The sequence below is a fragment of the Treponema sp. HNW genome, from assembly GCF_050320395.1.
Taxonomy (GTDB): domain Bacteria; phylum Spirochaetota; class Spirochaetia; order Treponematales; family Treponemataceae; genus Treponema_C.
In genome coordinates this window covers 1,400,409-1,419,763 of record NZ_CP144459.1, presented here as the reverse complement: position 1 = coordinate 1,419,763, position 19,355 = coordinate 1,400,409, and the positions used below count along the sequence as shown (strand labels likewise).

At 45.4% G+C, this 19,355-nt stretch carries 17 protein-coding genes; 8 read left to right on the top strand and 9 right to left on the bottom strand.

Annotation, left to right across the window (positions count from 1 at the left end):
* Genes V1L52_RS06510 through V1L52_RS06475 form a run of 8 tightly spaced genes read left to right on the top strand, consistent with a single transcriptional unit; the run spans position 1 to position 9,520 of the window.
* Entirely contained in the window at positions 1–783 is a 783-nt protein-coding gene (locus V1L52_RS06510) for a glycosyltransferase family 25 protein (RefSeq protein WP_428768072.1), read from the top strand.
* 19 nt (positions 784–802) lie between these two features.
* Positions 803–1,654 carry a glycosyltransferase family 2 protein gene (locus V1L52_RS06505; protein ID WP_428768070.1) on the top strand — a complete coding sequence of 284 codons (852 nt, stop codon included), beginning with the start codon at positions 803–805 and terminating at the stop codon, positions 1,652–1,654.
* A 26-nt stretch (positions 1,655–1,680) separates the two neighbouring features.
* Entirely contained in the window at positions 1,681–2,565 is an 885-nt protein-coding gene (locus V1L52_RS06500; RefSeq protein ID WP_428768068.1) for an alpha-1,2-fucosyltransferase, read from the top strand.
* A gap of 56 nt (positions 2,566–2,621) precedes the next feature.
* Positions 2,622–3,512 carry a LicD family protein gene (locus V1L52_RS06495; protein ID WP_428768067.1) on the top strand — a complete coding sequence of 297 codons (891 nt, stop codon included), beginning with the start codon at positions 2,622–2,624 and terminating at the stop codon, positions 3,510–3,512.
* The gene (locus V1L52_RS06490) at positions 3,493–4,641 is read left to right on the top strand and encodes a glycosyltransferase family 1 protein (protein WP_428768065.1); all 1,149 of its coding nucleotides are present in this window, start codon (positions 3,493–3,495) and stop codon (positions 4,639–4,641) included. Before V1L52_RS06495 ends, V1L52_RS06490 begins: the two co-directional genes overlap by 20 nt.
* Positions 4,642–4,684: 43 nt before the next feature.
* Positions 4,685–6,124 (top strand): undecaprenyl-phosphate galactose phosphotransferase WbaP, encoded by a 1,440-nt coding sequence (wbaP, locus tag V1L52_RS06485; protein WP_428768063.1) that lies wholly within the window; start codon positions 4,685–4,687, stop codon positions 6,122–6,124.
* A 42-nt stretch (positions 6,125–6,166) separates the two neighbouring features.
* Complete coding sequence (locus V1L52_RS06480) at positions 6,167–7,708, top strand: hypothetical protein (protein ID WP_428768061.1); 1,542 nt, start codon at positions 6,167–6,169, stop codon at positions 7,706–7,708.
* A gap of 15 nt (positions 7,709–7,723) precedes the next feature.
* Entirely contained in the window at positions 7,724–9,520 is a 1,797-nt protein-coding gene (locus tag V1L52_RS06475; protein WP_428768060.1) for a hypothetical protein, read from the top strand.
* A gap of 80 nt (positions 9,521–9,600) precedes the next feature.
* Here V1L52_RS06475 and V1L52_RS06470 read toward each other — a convergent pair whose 3' ends face one another.
* From V1L52_RS06470 to V1L52_RS06430, 9 genes are all read right to left on the bottom strand, one after another.
* Positions 9,601–10,668, bottom strand: a complete 1,068-nt coding sequence (locus V1L52_RS06470) for a hypothetical protein (protein ID WP_428768058.1) — start codon at positions 10,666–10,668, stop codon at positions 9,601–9,603.
* Between the two features lie 77 nt (positions 10,669–10,745).
* Positions 10,746–11,867, bottom strand: coding sequence for a flavodoxin-dependent (E)-4-hydroxy-3-methylbut-2-enyl-diphosphate synthase (ispG, locus tag V1L52_RS06465; RefSeq protein WP_428768056.1), 1,122 nt, complete (start codon positions 11,865–11,867; stop codon positions 10,746–10,748).
* Between the two features lie 11 nt (positions 11,868–11,878).
* Positions 11,879–12,307: a V-type ATP synthase subunit K gene (locus tag V1L52_RS06460; RefSeq protein WP_428768054.1), complete on the bottom strand. Its 429-nt coding sequence runs from the start codon at positions 12,305–12,307 to the stop codon at positions 11,879–11,881.
* Between the two features lie 215 nt (positions 12,308–12,522).
* A complete protein-coding gene (locus V1L52_RS06455; RefSeq protein WP_428768052.1) occupies positions 12,523–14,436 on the bottom strand; it encodes a V-type ATP synthase subunit I in 1,914 nt (637 codons plus the stop codon).
* A complete protein-coding gene (locus V1L52_RS06450; RefSeq protein WP_428771780.1) occupies positions 14,433–15,074 on the bottom strand; it encodes a V-type ATP synthase subunit D in 642 nt (213 codons plus the stop codon). Before V1L52_RS06450 ends, V1L52_RS06455 begins: the two co-directional genes overlap by 4 nt.
* A 3-nt stretch (positions 15,075–15,077) precedes the next feature.
* Entirely contained in the window at positions 15,078–16,373 is a 1,296-nt protein-coding gene (locus tag V1L52_RS06445) for a V-type ATP synthase subunit B (RefSeq protein WP_428771778.1), read from the bottom strand.
* Entirely contained in the window at positions 16,373–18,142 is a 1,770-nt protein-coding gene (locus V1L52_RS06440) for a V-type ATP synthase subunit A (RefSeq protein WP_428771776.1), read from the bottom strand. Before V1L52_RS06440 ends, V1L52_RS06445 begins: the two co-directional genes overlap by 1 nt.
* Positions 18,139–18,681, bottom strand: coding sequence for a hypothetical protein (locus tag V1L52_RS06435; RefSeq protein ID WP_428771774.1), 543 nt, complete (start codon positions 18,679–18,681; stop codon positions 18,139–18,141). The genes V1L52_RS06440 and V1L52_RS06435 overlap by 4 nt, the downstream gene beginning before the upstream one ends.
* A complete protein-coding gene (locus V1L52_RS06430) occupies positions 18,681–19,310 on the bottom strand; it encodes a V-type ATP synthase subunit E (protein ID WP_428771772.1) in 630 nt (209 codons plus the stop codon). The genes V1L52_RS06435 and V1L52_RS06430 overlap by 1 nt, the downstream gene beginning before the upstream one ends.
* Positions 19,311–19,355: the final 45 nt, after the last annotated feature.

The following is a 19,355-nucleotide window of genomic DNA, read 5'->3' as shown; positions in this document are numbered from 1 at the left end:
ATGAGTACACTTAAAATCCCTGTCTTTGTTATAAGCTTAAAATCGGCTTCCGAGCGGCGCAGTTTTATACAAAATCAATTAAAAAACCTTAATTTCGATTTCGAATTTTTCGATGCGTTTATAGGAAAAGACTATGCGTCCGATCCCGCTTATTACAACGAAAAAAAAGCATTAAAAGCCGAAGGACGCAAACTGCGTGCAGGAGAAGTGGGCTGCGCATTAAGTCATAATGCAGTATATCGCCTCATTGCCGAAAAAAAGCTTCCCTATGCCCTGATATTGGAAGACGATGCAATTATATCGGAGGATTTACCCCAAGTAATAGATAAACTGCTTCCTCATTTAAAAGGCCCGCGAATTATTCAGCTCGAACGCTGCGATTTATATAAAAAATCGAGCATACAGCCACTTGTTAAAGGGTATTCAATAGTGGAACCGCGGTTTATAAAAGCAGGGACGATTGCACAAACGGCAGGCTACCTTATAAGTTTTGAGGCGGCAAAAGCGATTCAAAATATAAATCGGCCGGCATACTTCCCTGCAGACAACTGGTGGCATTATATGAAAGCGGTTTCATTTTCCGCTTTAATTCCTTCTCAAACCTTAATTCATCAAAATGAAACGTTTGACAGTTCAACCTTGGATATGCCCGTTAAGCGTTCTTTTAAAAAAAACGGAATATATACATATATAAAATATGTTTTTTTTACTTATACATATCCCGGACGTTTACTGTATAAAATACTGCATCCGATATATAAAAAAATAAAAAAACACCTTTAAATCCTACAGGAATAGCACAGTGAAAGAAAATCTTCAACAGCGGACTGAAAAAAACGGCCCCCTTGTTTCGGTTATTATGGGAGTCTATAATTGCGAAACGACGGTGGAAGATTCTATCAATTCAATATTGAATCAAAGCTTTAACGACTTTGAATTTATCATTTGCGACGACGCTTCTTACGATAAAACCCTAGAAATTGCCTTAAAATGTGCACAAAAAGATACGCGCATACGCGTACTACGCAATCAGGTGAACAGCGGTCTTGCTCCTACGCTGAATAAATGTATAGAACATGCACGCGGGACCTACCTTGCCCGCATGGACGGCGACGATATAAGCAAAAAAGACCGCTTCCAAAAACAAGTTGATTTTTTGGAAACGCACAACGACTATGCTTTTTGCGGAACTTCGGCCGAATTGTTCGACGATGAAGGCGTGTGGGGTTTGCGTACCTGTATCGAAAACCCGAAAGCAAAAGATTTTTTATCGGTATCGCCGTTTATCCATCCTTCCGTACTGTTCCGAAAATCCGCACTGATAACAGCCGGCCTTTACAAAACAAAAAACGTCGGCCGCTCCGAAGATTACGAATTGTTTATGCGCTTGTATGCACAGGGGTTCCGCGGTTACAATTTTCAGGATTTTTTACTTACCTATCGGGAAGACAAAAACGGTTTTGTAAAACGCAAAGTAAAATATTTATGCACGGAAGCAAAAATTCGATACAGGGGTTTTAAAGCCCTGCATCTTTTTCCGCGGGCACTGCCCTATGTTATGCGCCCCATTGTTTTAGCGCTTTTGCCTGCGCGGTTTCGAACCTTTTTACATAAGTCAAAATATAAAATCGGAGAAAGACAATCAAAATCGTAAAAATATCGGGCGGCTTGGGAAACCAAATGTTTTGCTATGCCTTCGCCCTCGCTCTGCAACATGCAGGCCATGAAGTTTTTGCCGATACAAGCTTGTATAACACAAAGACAATCCGAAACGGTATTAATTTTTGCCACAACGGCTTGGAAATTGAACGTTTGTTCGGCGTTAAAATTGCCGAAGCGGACAGGGCTGATGTACGCCGATTATCGGTTTCGTCCTCAGGTTTGATTAACCGCATACGGCGAAAATATTTTACGCCGAAAAGCCATTATATCGATACTCTTTTTGCATATACGGGCGAACTTTTTCAAGATACGGCCGACCGCTATCTTGAAGGATATTGGCAAACCGAAAAGTATTTTTTACCCATAGCATCCGATATCCGTTCGGCTTTTACGTTTCGCCCGCCCCTATCGGAACAGTCGGCAGCGCTCAAAACCGAAATTCGCTCATATGCCGAAAACGGCCTCGCTTGCGCCTCGGTTCACGTGCGGCGCGGCGATTATTTGGCGACAAAAACCCTTCATGTGTGTACGGAACACTATTATAATAACGCCATTGCCCGCGTTTTAGAAAACCATCCGGTTTCCGCCTTTTACGTTTTTTCAGACGATATAGCCTGGTGCCGCGAACATCTAAACTTTTGCGGTACAAATGCCGTTTTTATCGATTGGAATACAAAAACCGACAGCTGGCAGGATATGGCATTGATGAGCTTATGCCGCTTTAATATCATCGCAAACAGTTCGTTCAGCTGGTGGGCGGCATGGCTTAACGACAATCCGGACAAAAAAGTTATAGCGCCCGCTATATGGAATCGCCGCGAATTGGAATATACCGATTCCTACTACAAGTACGACTATTCGGATATAGTACCCGCAAGCTGGATACGGCTCCCCATCGATTAAAGGCAAGCGGACGTCTGCTGCCGCTTTAAAAATTGCCGCCCCTAAAGAGGAAAGTTATGAACGATTTTTCACATATTCCGGAAAACCGCCTCAGCGCCGCAGATACCCTCCGGCAAGCCCAGCTTGTAATGCTGCGCGAATTGCGCGTTTTCGATGAAATTTGTAAAAAACACGGGCTGCGTTATTGGCTTGATGCCGGAACGCTTTTAGGTGCGGTTCGTCACGGCGGCTTTATTCCCTGGGACGACGATATCGACGTTATGATGCCGATTGAAGATTATAAGCGGTTTTGCGCCCTTGCGCAAAAAGAACTCCCCTTCGATATGTTTTTTCAAACCTCACAAACCGATCCCGAACACGACATACAGTGGGCAAAAATCCGCGACCGCTTCAGCTATATGGACGATCCGGGCGGGCCTTATAATTATAATCAGGGCATCCCCATCGATATTTTTCCCGCATACGAACATACGGAACGCGAATCTAAAAACCGCAATATCTTCATTTTATTTTCAGACGAAAAAAAAAGGCTTAAAATTTCAAAGCGCAATTCGCGCAAAAGAAACATGTACTTGTTTTTTTGGAAAACCGTCCGCTTTATAATAAAACCCCTTGTATGCCTGCCGTTTATACGCAAAAAAATACAAAAATGGGGACAAAAAGGCACAAAGGGATTTTGCTACAGCTTGGAGCAGCCCTGGTTTCATTTTTTCCCGCTCGACTGCGTTTTACCCCTTTCGACAGTAAGGTTTGAAAACCATGAATTTTATGCTCCGCACAATGTAAACGAATATTTAACGATTTGCTACGGAAATTGGCAAAAAATCCCGCCGCCTGAAAAACGCGACAAACACGGCGTCCTCGGTATTCATCCGACCGATGCGGGACCTCGCCCCGATAAAAACAGTTTAAAATGGGAAGATTATTATGGAAAAAAAACACAATAAAGTCCAAACCGATAAGCCCATACGGGTAGCTCAAATTATAGGAAAGGCGGTTATAAGCGGGGTCGATTCGGTGGTTATGAATTATTACCGCAACATAGATAAAAGCCGCGTTCAATTCGATTTTTTTATGGACGGCTATAACCCGACTCTTATCGACGAAGAAATCCTTGACTTGGGCGGCCGCATCATAAAACTGCACCCTTATGAGCAATCAATGTATAAAAATATGAGTGAATGCCGCAAAGCCTTTGAAAAAAGCCGCTATACGATTGTCCACTCTCATTTAAATACCTTAAGCGTTTTTCCCCTCTTTGCGGCATGGCAGGCAAAAGTTCCCGTACGCATAGCACATAATCACAGTACGACAAGCCCGGGCGAGTTTAAACGAAACCTTATGAAGCAGGCGCTGCGACCTTTTTCAAAAACCTTCGCCACCCACTATGCCGCTTGCGGCGAAACTCCTGCACGCTGGCTGTTCGGTTCGAAGGCGGTGCGGGAGCATAAAGTTCGTTTAATAAAAAACGCCGTAGATACATCGCGCTTTTATCCCGATACGGCTGCGGCACAGCACATACGAAAAGAATTCGGCTTGGAAAAGCGTTTTATAATCGGTCATGTCGGCCGCTTTGTATTTCCGAAAAATCACGAATTGATTGTAAAGGTATTTTCCGAAGTCTATAGGCAAAATTCTAACGCGGCCCTGATACTGGTCGGTACGGGAGAGCTTGAAAACGAAACGCGCGCCCTTGTAAAAAAACTCGGTATCGAACAAGCCGTATTTTTTACCGGTTTAAGGCGCGATATACCCGATTTTTTAAATGCCTTCGACGTGTTTTTTTTACCGAGCCGATATGAAGGAATGCCCGTTGTAGGAATGGAGGCTCAGGCTGTCGGTCTTCCCTGTTTAATGAGCGATGCCGTTCCCGTCGATACCGCCGTCACCCCCTTGGTTGAGTTTTTTCCTCTTAAAGCCGGACTTGAAGAATGGGCTTCCAAGCTTTTAAGCTATGAAAATCGCGGTAAAAAACCGTATCCCGACTTAATGCGCGATTCCGGCTTTGAAATCCGCTCGGCCGCCGAAAATTTATGCCGTTGGTATGAAGATTTGCAAAAAAGGGCCGTTCGGTAAAAATTCTCTTTGCTTCTTTGTAAAAATGTGATAGAATGGGGGCATGAAACCTTCAGATTTTCCGGCCCGGTTTAAAACCCGATTCAATCATACAAGCTCTTTTTCAACCGGCACAACCTTTATGATTTTCGATTGTATAGGAGTAATGCTTTGTGTCGGCGCGGCTTTTTTTACGGTAAATGCCGTAGATAAAACACTCATCAGATTCCGCGATTTTGTGGACTATTGGGTATATCTTCCCGCCTTTGCCGCAGCTTTTTTTGCAGCACGCCTCTATCCGGGCATTATGCTCCAGCCTGCCGAAGAAGTACGGCGTTTTACCCTCACCTCTTTTTTTTGTTTTACCGGTATCGCCCTTTCAATAGCGGTTGAAACCGACGGACGTGAAGCACTGAGCGTCGCTTTATTTTTAGCCGTTCCTTTTGCAGCCTTTATACTTCCGCTTATGCGCGAAGCGGTGCGTACTTTTTTTTGCCGCTTTAATTGGTGGGGAATTCCGGTTGTCATATATGCTTCCGAAAAAAACAAACATATTATAACCGACCGTCTTTTAAATAAACATTCTTTCGGCTACAAACCTGCGGCAATCATCAGCTCCGACGCAGCCGGATATTCCGAATATAAAACCGTTCCCGTTTTTCCGTATTCGGAGGAAATAGAAAAATCCGTACATGCATGTAAAATTACAACGGCAATCGTTATGGAAGAGTCCGAACGGTTACGTGTAAAAACGCCGCTTAATTCCCTGCTTTCCGAATACCGCTACATCATTACAATACCTTACAGTCAAAGCTTGAAATTCGTTTCCCTGTCGGTGCGCGATTTCGGCGGCATCCTCGGTTTTTCCGCTTCAAACCGTCTGACACGAATGTTAAACCTCTTTTTTAAACGCTGCATCGACTTGGCTCTTTTACTTATATTTTCCCCGCTCATTGTTCCCCTGATTTTACTTATTTCCATTCTCGTAAAATGTACGTCAAAGGGGCCTATTTTTTACGGCCATAAACGTATCGGAAAAAACGGTAAACAAATAACCACATGGAAATTCCGCTCGATGGTTATGGATGCCGACAAACGCTTAAAAGAATTACTCGAAAAAAATCCCGCATTGAAACGCGAATGGGAAGAAAATCAAAAGCTGGAACACGATCCGCGTATTACGGCAGTGGGCAGGATTTTGCGCAAAACCAGTCTTGACGAATTACCGCAGTTTTTTAATATCTTAATCGGACAAATGAGCTTTGTCGGACCGCGTCCGATTGTCGAAGCCGAACGGAAAAAATACGGCGACAAATTCGATTATATTTTTTCGGTTACGCCCGGCCTTTCGGGAATGTGGCAAATTTCGGGACGCTCTTCAACCGGCTATGACGAACGTATTATGCTCGATACCTTTTATATTCAAAACTGGTCGATTTGGCTCGACATTTGGATAATTTTACAAACCTTTGTCGTCGTTGTTACGGGAAAGGGTGCTTATTGATCATATACTGGTATTTTTTTTATATATGTGGTATACTATCTTATGCATTTATTCAAGTTTTACAGGCTCCGACTTTTCGGCGTTTTCTTTGTATGTGTACTTTTTTCGTCTTTATATGCACAGCAATACCGCATTAATTCCGTCAGCTATGATATAAAGGGGTTAACCCGTGAATATGCGCTTGCAAAAACGGTTCCTGTGGACACGGAACGTCTCTTTCCCGATCGCGAGTCCCTGGAACACTATCTTGCGGATATACTGGTTCAACTGAAAAATCAGCGGGTACTTGAAGAAGCCCATATTCTTCCCTCTTTCGGTGATAAAGGTATTGATGATGTTATTCCGGTTGACATACGCATTTCCACGAAAGATACATGGAATGTTATCGCCCTGCCCTATCCCAAATACGATTCCAACAGCGGTTTTATTTTTAAAATCAAAATAAAGGATTATAATTTTTTCGGAAGCATGCGCACGCTCTCCGGAGATATTTCATACGAATATAAACAGGAAAAAACGCAGCCCCACACCTTAGGCGCGTCCGTTTCTTTTGATATACCTTTTAAAGCAGGCTTGCTTGATTCAAATTGGACAAACAGTTTTGATACAAGTTATACAATAGGTAATCCGGCCCCCCATTTCGGTTATACAACCGGCATTGATTTTATTTTACCTCTGCATAAAATCGTTTCTTTCAACTTCGGTTTTTCACAGGGTATAAAATATAATCCCGACTATAGAACCGACAAGGATGCCTTTTATCTTACGGAAAACGGATATATCAGTTTCCCGGTTATCTTGGCAAAAACGGAAAAACACGGAAATATAAGCTGGACTCCGTCCGCATCTTTGAACTACAATTGGGATCCTCGTGATTTAAAAAAGTCCTATTCAGGATTAAGCAGAGATGATTTAATAGGACCGGATTTAAACGTGCGGCACGGGATTTCAGTCGGCAGAACCGATTGGGTCGGCAATTACCGAAAAGGATATTCCGCCGCTCTTTCTCAAGCCCTTGATTACGATACCGTTTTTAAATCATATACAACCCGATACTCATTCAGCGGAGAATATTATAATGCTTTCAAATATGCGGGGTTTGCAAGCAGACTTTATTTTTTTAAAACCTTCGGTGATACATCCGAAGAGGGCGGCAGAATTCGCGGTGTAAGGGACGCATATATTAAAACCGATTCGGCCCTGCTTCTTAATATCGATGTTCCCATAAAGGTATGGCAAACGGATTGGAGAGCATTGGGTTTGCCGGAATGGACAAAGTGGCTCGACTTTGAAATGCAAATATCACCGTTTTTGGATATAGCGATCGGTAATAACATAAACGCGGGAACTTATTACAATATAAAAGACGGATGGTATGCAGCCGGTCTTGAAATTATAGGCTTTCCCAATAAAATGCGCAGTATTCAAGGGCGCATCAGTTTCGGTCTGGACGGTGTACGCTTTGCCGAAAAAGCGGGTAAAAAAATCGGTTTTGTAAATAAGGTTGTTAATAAACTGTTTCATACTGCATGGCGAACCGGTTCCTGGTATGAACTTTCAATCGGTATCGGTTTACACTATTAAAAAAGGGTTATAACTATGCATAATTTAATACGTTCAAAAAAAATATTCTTTGTCTTATGGTTTTCCTTTGTGCTGCTTTCCGTCTTTGCCCAACAAAACACATCCGTTCCCTTGGAAGACCCCGTATACAATGTACTTGACTATGCCGTGATTCGCGGTTATTGCGAAACAATGCATAATGCCCGGCCGTATACGCTTAAAACCGTATTGGAGCTGCTTAATCAAATATTGGACAATGATGAAGTTCCGCTAACGGAAAAAAAGCTTGTCGCCGATACAATTAAGCGCTTAAAGCCGGAAGCGGCATCATCAAAGGAGTCCGGCAAAGAAACGGTTTCTTTTCTTTTAAAAAACGCTTCTTATGTGTGGGAAAAAAGCGGAAACATTCCCGTGCGACTTAATATAGGGGCATCGTGGCAATCGAATCTTAACACCAATTTTAACGCTCCCGATATTTCCACTATTCATTGGCTCGACATGTATATAAAGGGCGATATCGGCAATAATTTTTCCTACAATGTAAACGGCGGTATGGGTGTTATGAAATTGGATGTTGCCTCTTCTTCAAGCGGGAGGGCCGATTCGCATGCCCCCAATACCTTTACACAAAGCTGGGACGGTTACCAGTATTTATTTAAAAATCTTGCAACCTTTGACGGATTGTCAAATGATCCTGCCGCAGGGATTCGGATTTTACCCGAATTTTCTTTGCGCTTATGGGACGGAAAAGCCGGAATCAATTTTTCGCGCATGAGGCGCGATTGGGGTACAGGGGACGGGAACTTAATACTGTCAAAAACGGCAAGGCCCTTTACCGCCCTTGATTTCTATATGCGCCCCCTTCCGTGGATCAGTCTTTCGGCTCTTACCGGTTCTTTGGAATATTTTAACTCCGCCGGTATACAGACTTCAGCTTCCACATTTCAAAATAATATTACGGCCCTTATGGCTGAGTTTTTTATAAAAGACATATTTTACCTGGGCTTTAATTCATCTTCAATCTGGGTAAAACGCTTTGAGCCGGGATACTTAAATCCGGGAATGATTCCCTTTATTTATCAAAATATGATAGGCGACTTTGACAACCTGCAATTCGGTTTATTTGCCGGCATTACTATACCGCAATATGCAAAGATATACTACAATCTTTTTATAGATGAAGCACAATTGGATGATGACGACTTTTTTCATAATCCGCGGGCCAGTATGATAATTTGGCAAACGGGAACAAAGATTCCCGTCCCGACGGGCACGTTGTCGCTTTTTACCATGCAGTATACAAAGATAGAGCGTTATATGTATACACATCCGCTTACCCATATGCCCGGTTACACGCAAAAAATGAATACCACTTATATAAACCACGGAGAACCGCTCGGTTATAAACTTAAGCCGAATTCGGATGAATTGAAAATTGCGCTTAGAACCATGCCCTTTTGGTATTTGAATATAGAGGGTATATATACATTGGTACACCATGGAGTCGATTACGGTTCAAAAAAGATTCCCGGAAGTTCTTACGAAGCAGGCTATGATGAAATGTGGACACCTCAAGCAAATGCAAACCCGACCCTCTATCGATACAAGGATTTTCTCAAAGACGGTGTATACGAATGGATACATTCCGCCGGAGTTTCAGCCGACCTCGATATGCGTTTTATAAACAACATACCTCTGACATTGCGCATGGGGTACACCCTTTCTTATACACATCATACGGAATTTGTCAACGGAAAATTTATGCAGGAACGAACCGGAGAATACAAAAACCGTTTCGGAAATTATGTGAGCTTGTCTATAAAAGTATACTAAACCGCAGAGTACGCCAAGAGCGCTAAGAAATGAGGGGTATCGCTTTACCGCCCTCTCTGCGTTCCTTACGCCCTTTGCGGTTAATACATCGTTGAAGTCAGTTCTTTTTCAGCTAAAATCTTCCATTTACGCTCGGTACTTTGTTGACTTAAGGCGGTAAAAATATCGCGGGCAAAGGCCCTATATCCTTTTGTCGAGGCTATGCGGCCCAAAAGATAAAAACCTTCCCACACCCTGTTTTCCGCCGCCCAAGAGTTTATATCCGAATACTGTTTGATTTTTCCCAATAAGGCTGTCAAATCGGTATAGATATAATCGGATTCACGGGATTTTACAATATCATCGGTGCGGCTTAGAGCCGTAAGACAAAAAAGCAGGCATGTATCGAAAGCCTTATCTGTTAAGCCAAGGGAATGATAATACTTGGTAAGCAAAAGCCATACATAGAGGGTTGTATAATTATTATTCCGATACAGTAAAAAGAATTTATCGGCATTTGTACCCCGCTCGACAGCCACACGTACAGCTTTAAGAAAGGCCGACGGCTTACCGCCGGATATATAATTCTCATCCCGGGAAGCGAGTATCAATAATACGGCCTCATATTTTTCATTATTTCCGCTTAATGCGTATAATTCGGCCATATCATAGAGGATGTCGAATTGAATATCGGATACGTCCAGATAGAGCCTCTGCTCGTAAGCGGCGGCATAAAAGTGTTCCGATAATCCGTATTCTCCTTCATGCATATAGAGCTTTCCCAATAAAAAGTCGGCTTCCGGATAGGATGTATTGTTTTTTATATATTCGTTAAGCTTATAGATTGAAAAATCGAAATATTCAATTCCGAAACGGTCAAGAGCAGCTTCAATAATACGTATAGCATCCCTATTGTTTCTCTCCCTCAATACATCCAAAACAATATTTATATCGCTTCCGATTTTAAGCATAATCGGAGAAGAAAGAAACGAATCGAGGATACCGACCGCCCAATCGTGTTCGGCTTTACGCTGCTGTTTTGCATTTTCCACAAGACGGAATGCCGAACCGAAATCCTTTTCATCAAAGGCGTTTTGAGCTTGGGCTAAAATATACCATGAAAAACCGTCAAATCCCGATTCCAAATCGCTTTTTTGCGCCCGGAGCATCGGAGTTCCGGCTGAGAAAAAAAGAAAAAAAGAAAAAAGAAAAATATATTGTTTTAAAAGCCCGTTAGCCGCGTTTTTCACAAAGATTCCAATTCCTCACTAAAGGCAATATCGGCATTTTTATTGAGAACATTGAGGTCTTTATGCCGTATAGTCCGTACGGTTTTCCCCTTTTTAAATATAACGACCGAGTCTCCCGCTCCGGTAATGCCGATGTCCGCGTGTTTTCCCTCCCCGCGTCCGTTTACGATACAGCCCATAACGGCAACCGTTATATCCTTATCCATCGATAAAAGCTTATGCTCCCAGCGGTTTATAAAACCGTGCACGTCGAAGCCGTTTCTTCCGCAGCGCGGACAGGAGACTATTTTTATGCCCCCTTTGTACAGGCCGCAGGCACTCAGTATTTCGCGGGCGGCTATAACCTCGTCTTCAGGAGAGGCGGAAAGGCTTACACGGATTGTCGCCCCGATTCCCTGTTTTAAAAGATGGGAAAAGGCCATTGTACTTTTTACAATACCGCCTATAAGGGGGCCCGCTTCGGTAACGCCGACATGAAGCGGTACATGAGGACATTTTTTTACAAAGGCTTCGTTTGCTTCTACGGTTTCTTTTACATCGGAAGCTTTTACCGACACAAGATAATTTTCAAAACCGAGTTCTTCAAAAACTTCGGCTTCGCGAACGGCGGTTAAAGCAAGACCTTCGGCACGGGAAATCTCTTTTGCTTCGACCCGTTTTGCAATATCGGCCGGGAAACTTCCGGCATTAACGCCGATTCTGATTGCCCTGCCCTTTTCGCGGCATGCGTCGACAACGGCTTTTACCCGCTCTTTATTGCCGATATTGCCCGGATTAATGCGGATTTTTGCCACATTACCTTCAAGACAGCGCAGGGCAAGATTCCAGTCAAAGTGTATGTCGGCGACAAGGGGCATAGTGCAGTGTTCGGCAATGAGGCAGAGGGCTTCTGCGCTTTGCATATCGGGAACGGCAAAGCGTAAAAGACGGCAGCCCAAGCCGCGAAGAATTTCTACCTTATCCAAAAGCGAAAAAAGGGCACGCTCGTCGGCTAAAACCGGAAGAATGCCCTCTTTCCACATAGTTTGTATCAAAACCGGAGAAGAGCCGCCCAGTGTAAGTTCGGCTGTCCGGCCCGTACCGCCTATGCATACGGCACGGGTTTCCGTCATATTCATTACGGGTTGTCTTATGCCAATACGATAAAAGAGAAAACCATTGCGAACAAGGCAACACTTTCAGCCAACCCGACGACGGTAAGATACTGAACAAAACCCTTGCCCGTTTCTCCCAAAGCATCGGAACCGGCAGCTCCGGCCTTACCCTGGAATACCGCGGATGCGGCCATTGCAAGACCCGAAAATAAACCGAGGGCCAAAAGGAACATACCGTCTTTTACATCGGCTGCCTTAATCATCGACTGCATAAGCAAAAGACCGTAAATGGTTTGCGTAAGCGGAGCGCCTGCAAAGGCTACCAAAATAAAGGGGGCCGGTTTATTATTTACATAACACCGTTTCCACGCACCGATTGCCGCCTGGCCGGCAATACCGATACCGATTGCAGAACCCGTTGCTGCAATACCGAGAACACATGCTGCTCCGAACAATCCGATCATAAATATCTCCCATAAAAAGTCAAGAAGAAAGTTTCAACTTTCGATTGACTTTTTACGCACGTTCGCAACAAAGTGAGAACGTGCATATAATATACAAGTTTGCAAAACGCAAACTTGGGTAGATAAAAACCGTGCTATTTGTACGGTTTTTATCTAACTCTCCTTATAAAAGCTTTTTCGCTTCAGCCGAAAAAGCGGCACACAACCGCCGTAACCTATTCTTTAAAGGGCTTGTATTTAAATCCCGCCCAAACCATTCCCAAGTGGTTTGAAAACTCCAAGGTATTCAAACGTACGCCGTGAACGATAACCGAAAGAACGTTCAAAATCAGGTTTAAGCCGTGACCGAACACCAACAATAAAATACCGGCAAAGATAATAAAGCCGCCGAGCATGGGACCCGCCATCGTATTGACGGTTGACGAAATGGCAGCTCCCGCCAAACCGACCGCCCACAAACGTATGTACGACACAATGTCCGAAAACACGTTTACAACGCCGAGCAGTACCGAAATCAGGTTTTGCAGACTGCTTAAAATCGAATCCTTTATGCTTCCCTCATAGCTTGAAAATACAAAGCTTAAGGCAAAGCCTACTCCTACCAAGAGCGCAACCGGATACAATATCGGGTAGCCCGAAAGAGCGGCTATAGGAAGGGGCGCATCAAAGGGGAAACGCTCATTATCGACAACCATATTCAATACAACGTAGAACATACCCCAGAGCATCAAGAGGGCGCCGAAATCTCCCAAAAACTTGAGAGAACGTATATTGCGCACAATACTTTTAATATGGGCAACGCTCAAATGAAAAAGGGCGAGGCTGAAGCAAAAGATTTGCAGGTTTTGTACAACCCGGCGGTTATTCGCTTCGGATTGGGCTGCATAGGCGCTCGAAAAGGGTTCAAATGCAAGAGACACCAGAGCCCGAGGCAGTTTGTCGTGCGGAATACCGAACCAGCTGCAGGTAAGCGTTCCCCACACAAGGGTCGACGCCCCCAATATAAACAGGAGTCCCGCTTCGCTCTTCGGTTTTTTGCCCTTTGCCAAACCGATGAAGGTCATCACAAGCGAAAGCACTACCATCAAAAAGCCGTAGCCCGCATCGCCGAAAATCATGCCGAAAAACACGGCAAAAAACAATAAAAACCAGCCGGATATATCGTATTCGCGGTAACCGGGAACCACATCCAAAAAATCCGATAAGGGATAGATGAGGCTGACCAGTTTATTGTTTTTAAGCTTTGTCGGAACCGCATCTTCTTCTGCAGGGTCGGCGGCAACAAGCGCCCACTGCTCTTTTTGAGCGGCGGCTTGCAGTTTTGCAAGGTCGGATGCGGGAATATAGCCGGTAAGCCAGGCTAAAGCGTACTCGCCTTCTTCATCGCGTCCCATACCCGAATTGAGGTTTTCAAACTCAAGGGCTTTTTCCGCCATAGCGGCCGCATTTTTAAGCGCTTGGGTATACACCGCAGCCGAAGCGATTTTTTCGGCTTTTTGCTTTTTTTCGGTCCTTAAATTTTCGATTTCTTCGGCAAGTTTTTTTGTCGAAACGGGAGGAAGGGGTACCGCGTATGCTTCGGGCGGAAGGGATGCCTTATCCGAAACGTTTTCGGCCGCATTTCCGTCTTTTTCAATCAATAAAAAGCGTACCGTATTTTTGTCGCGGTTTACAAAGATTGTTTTAACTTCTTCGCCTAAAAGAGCATACTTATCGGCCGCAATTTCATACAAGGAAAGGGCAATATTTTTTTCCTGCAAAAAGGCCAAGTCATCGGTATCGACACCGCCCCAAAGTTCAAGGCGTTCAAGTTCGGTACGGGCTGAAAGAATCTTATCTTCCATGTCCTTTAGTTCGGCACTCCGGGCGGTAATTTCGGCCGCCTTTGCGGAAGCTTCTTCAAAAGAAAGCGGCTTTTGGGCATTTTTTAAGTCTTTGCGCTTTATTTCGGATACGAGCGCGTAGGCATTTTGCAGTTTTTCAAAATTATTTTTATACTCGTTAAAGGTTTCTCCTCTGCCCTCCACTTCTTCAATATGTACAAGGCCCAATTTGCGCAGTTTTTGTAAAGCTTTTTTACGTTCCGCATCGAGGACTACCAGGGATATTTTTTTCATAGGTACAATCATTGTGCATCTCCCTTAGCAGCGCGCGCCGCCTTTTCTTTTTCGGCGGCAATTTCCAAATTCTTTTTGGAAATTTTACCGCGCACAACGGCGGCAACCTGCTGGTCGCCCAAATAAACGGTAATAGCCTTAATATTCGCCTTTGTTTCGGGAATCTTTACCTTTTCAAAAAGGTTGACGCGCTGGGTTGTTGTCCGCAGTTCGCGGGTTAAAAGGCGAACCTGTTCTTCCAACACGTCGGCTTCCAAATCCAAGGATAAAGCCTGTTCCATTTTAAGGGAAGCAAGGTCTATCCACAAAGGCTCGGCATATAAATCGTAATCGCCGCGTGAAAAATCCGCACCCTCGTAGATCGGAATAACGACACCGGCAATATTGCCCGTCGATTTTCGGATATTGCGGACGGTTACCGTATCCTTTTTAAAAACTTCGCTTTCGCCGAAGACGGCTATCCAGGCTTCAAATTCCGCATCCAGTGCTTTACGCTTGCTGCGCACTTCTTTAGCACGCGCATCTATGGTACGGATTTCGGTTTGAAGCTGCTGTTTTTTTAAAGTCAGGGTCGGAAGATAGCGCTGATACATTTTCAGCGCATCTTTTTGAGCCTTTAATTCGTTTTTAGTCAGCTTAATTGCAGCCATTATTTACGCCTCGCGCCAGTATTTTGCAATCAATTCGGACTTTATACCCGTTTCTTCGCTCTTAAAGCAGGAGGCGAGAATCTTCCAGCCCATATCGAGGGCGCTTTCAAGCGGAACGTTGATGGACAAGTCCATCATTTCTTTTTCGAACATAGCCCCGTATTTTAAAAGCTTTTCGTCCCATTCGGACATCATAAAGCCCATCGATTTTTTTTCGAGGGTGTCTTTGTACGATGCATACAGGCGGATCATACTGTCCATAAGGGTGCGGTGGTCGTCGCGGGTTTTATTGTTGACGTTTTGCTTTAAGCGCGACAAACTTCCGAAGGGCTCGATACGGCCGCCCTTTAAATAATACTGGCCTTCGGTAATGTAGCCGGTATTGTCGGGAACGGGGTGGGTAACGTCGTCTCCGGGCATGGTCGTAACCGCCAAAATCGTAACCGAACCGGCCGAATCGAAGTCAACCGCTTTTTCGTAGCGCGCGGCAAGCTGGCTGTACAAATCGCCCGGATAACCGCGGTTTGACGGAACCTGTTCTTGAGTGATGGCGATTTCTTTCATCGAGTCGGCAAAGTTCGTCATGTCGGTTAACAAAACGAGAACGTCCTTTCCCTGAAGGGCGAACTGCTCGGCGACGGCAAGCGACATATCCGGAATCTTCAAACATTCAACGGTGGGGTCGGCGGCGGTGTGAACGAACATAACGGTACGGCTTAAAGCGCCTCCGTTTTCAAGTTCGCTTTTAAAGTACAGGTAATCGTCATACTTTAAGCCCATGCCGCCCAAAACGATAACGTCTACTTCGGCCTGCATAGCTATGCGCGCCAAAAGCTGGTTGTAGGGTTCGCCCGATATACTGAAAATCGGCAGTTTTTGAGATACGACGAGTGAGTTGAATACGTCGATCATCGGAATACCCGTTCGGATCATGCGGCGCGCCATAATACGCTTTGAGGGGTTAACCGAAGGACCGCCGATTTCGACGAGGTTTTCATGAAGGGCCGGCCCCTTATCGCGCGGGTCGCCGGAACCGTCGAAAATGCGTCCCAAAAGGTTTTCCGAAAAGCTTACCTGCATTTCATGACCCAAAAAGCGGATTTGGTCTCCCGTGGAAACGCCGCGTCCGCCTGCAAAAACCTGTAAAGAAACGGTATCGCCTGCAATGCGTGTTACTTCGGCTAACGAAGTACCGAACGAGGTTTCGATTTCGGCAAGCTCTCCGTTTTTTACGCCTTCGGCACGGACAGTGATAACGCTTCCGTTGATTGATTCTATTTTACTGTATACCTTATTCATTATTCACCGTCCTTAAGCAAAGCCTGAGCTTCGGCAACGAGTTTTCCCGACATCGAATCATACAGGGATTCAATATCTTTTTCTTTTTCTTTGAATTCGGCGCTTTGCCACAGCGTATAGTTCCAGTCGATAAACTGCTGGCGCAATCGGTTAAAGAAAGAGCGCGCTTCGTCTTTTCCGGGAAGGTTAAAGTCCGAACCCAAAACGCGCAGCAAAAGCTTAAACACGTAGGTTTGGCGTTCAACTTCGGCGGAAGAATCGACTTCGTCGAATGAGTTTTGCTGGAAGTATACGGCGTCTAAAAAGTCGGCCTTTAAGTATTCGATAAAGTCTGCCAAACTCGTACCTTCTTCACCGACAACCTTCATCATCGCTTCAACATCGGTACCGCGCTTAAACATGCGGCGGGCAAAGTTTACCCAGTCTTCGCGGATAACGCTTGTATATTTCGACCACGAATCCAAGGGGTTGATAGCCGGGTATTTACGCGCATCGGAGCGTTCGCGGGACAAGCCGTGGAAAGAACCGACAACCTTCAGCGTAGCCTGCGTTACCGGCTCTTCAAAGTTACCGCCCGCAGGAGAAACGGTACCGCCGATGGTTACCGAACCGGTTGAACCGTCGGAAAGGCGGACAATACCTGCGCGCTCGTAAAAGGCCGCGATATAGGATTCCAAGTATGCGGGGAAGGCTTCTTCGCCCGGGATTTCTTCCAAGCGGCCGGACATTTCGCGCAAAGCCTGTGCCCAGCGGCTCGTAGAGTCGGCCAAAAGCAATACATGTAAGCCCATTTGGCGGTAGTATTCGGCCAGCGTAACGCCCGTGTATACGGAAGCTTCGCGCGCGGCAACCGGCATGGACGAAGTATTGCAAATGATAATCGTTCGTTCCATAAGGGAGCGTCCCGTGCGCGGGTCGGTTAATTCGGGAAATTCTTTTAAGATTTCTACAACTTCACCGGCTCTTTCGCCGCAAGCGGCGACGATAACGATATCGACGTCGGCGTTACGGCTTGTTGTATGCTGTAAAACGGTTTTACCCGCACCGAAGGGGCCGGGAATACAATAGGTTCCGCCCTTTGCAACGGGGAAAAAGGTGTCGATAAGGCGGATTTTGGTTACCATGGTTTGTTCGGGCTTAAGGCGCTCCGCATAACAGTCGATAGCGCGCTTTACCGGCCAGTTAAAGCTCATTGTGATGGAATGGTCTTTTCCCTTGCTGTCGGTTAAAACGGCGATTTCGTCTTTTAAGCGCTTTTGTCCTGCATTGATAACCGACTTTACCGTATAGGTGTCGTTCATATAAAAGGGCACCATGATTTTATGCATAAAGGGGCCTTCGGGAACCGTACCGAGGGGGTCTCCCTTGCGCACGGTTGCTCCGGCTTTTACCGTCGGCGTAAAATCCCACAAAGTTTCGTCGGGAAGGGCGTCCAAATAAATACCGCGCTCCAAAAAGAAGCCGGCTTGCTCTGCAAGCTGGGGAAGCGGGTTTTGCAGTCCGTCGAATACCTGACCCAAAAGGCCCGGGCCCAATTCAACCGAAAGCATATCGCCGGTAAACGTTACCTCGTCTCCGGTTTGAATGCCCTTGGTCATTTCAAATACCTGCATTTGAGCCTGATCGCCCCGTATGCGGATAACTTCGCTTTTAAGGCTTTTGCCTGCGACCTTTACATAGCCGACTTCGTTCAGGGCTACGATTCCGTCAAACTGCACGCTTATCATGTTGCCGTTGACGCCGATTACCTTTCCTTTTGTATCCGTCATGTTGCTTCTCCAAGTATTCTGTCGTAAATGGCGCGGTATGCATTCATTCCGGCCTCTGTATTAAATTTCTTTATGCGCAGGGCAAGTTTAAGCTTTAATGCGTAATAAAAAAACGAATCGACGGAAAATCCGTCTATCGGACGCAAAGCTTCCAAAGCCGAAGCGCGTTCGTTGTTTAAGAATTCTTCGGCTTCCAAGGGGCTTGCCATACCCGATGCGGTACGGGCGATTTGCACAATGTCGGCCGGAAGACTTTGGGTATTTACGGGAAATTCCTTTTTAAGTTTTGCAGCCCTCACCTGTGCAAGGGCAAAACGAAGGGAACGTTCCCGCTCATACCATGCATCGACAAAGGCCGAGCCGGTGGGAGCCTGTTCCCGCGGCGGTTCAAGCGAAAGTTCTTTTACTATTTTGACGGAACCTTCATCCAAACAGCGCGAGCATAAATCCATAAAATAGTCTTCCGTAATCGGCAAAGCCGAAGCGGCGTTAATCGAAAATGCCGGAAGCTGCGCCGCAAGATAATAGCGGCTGCTCACTATCGGCTTCCTTCGGTATTCGCCGCCGCGTTTTTGAGGATTTCGGCGGTGCGGGTATTGAGATAGGCCGCAAAAAGATTTGCAACGGCTTCAGCCGAAAAATCGTAGTATGCGCGGCCGTCCTTGGTACCGATACGGAACCCTGAGCTCAGGTTTGCATCCGTTTTTATTTCAAGTCCCTTGGCAATGTGCTCTTTTAAGGCACTCATAAAACCGCTTTCCAAGGCTTTACGGTCTTTTTCCGAAAGAAGAACCGAAATAGAGTCCGAATCGCTTCGGGACGCCCATGCTTTTACGGTTTCGGGAATTAAGGTTTTCAGCATATCGGCCGAATAGGCTTTTTCGGTTTCGGTTTTTATAAAAGCGTCAAGCTGAGCGTTTATGCCGTCGCGGAAGGCAATCAAAACGTTGCGGCTTGCCTGACTGACCGCATCGATACTCGCTTTTTCAAGCCGTTCGGTTTCGGTTTTTGCATTTTTTATAATGCCGGAAGCCTTATTTTCGGCTTCGGCAATAAGAGCCGCGGCCTTTTTTTCCGCTTGTGCAATAATATCCGCTGCCGCCGCTTCTGCGGAAGCAACTCCGTCTTTTTTGATTTTGTCGATCAACTCTTGTAATTGGACGTCCATAGAACCCCTCGTAAAATAGCTTTATATAGAATAACGTTTTGCCAA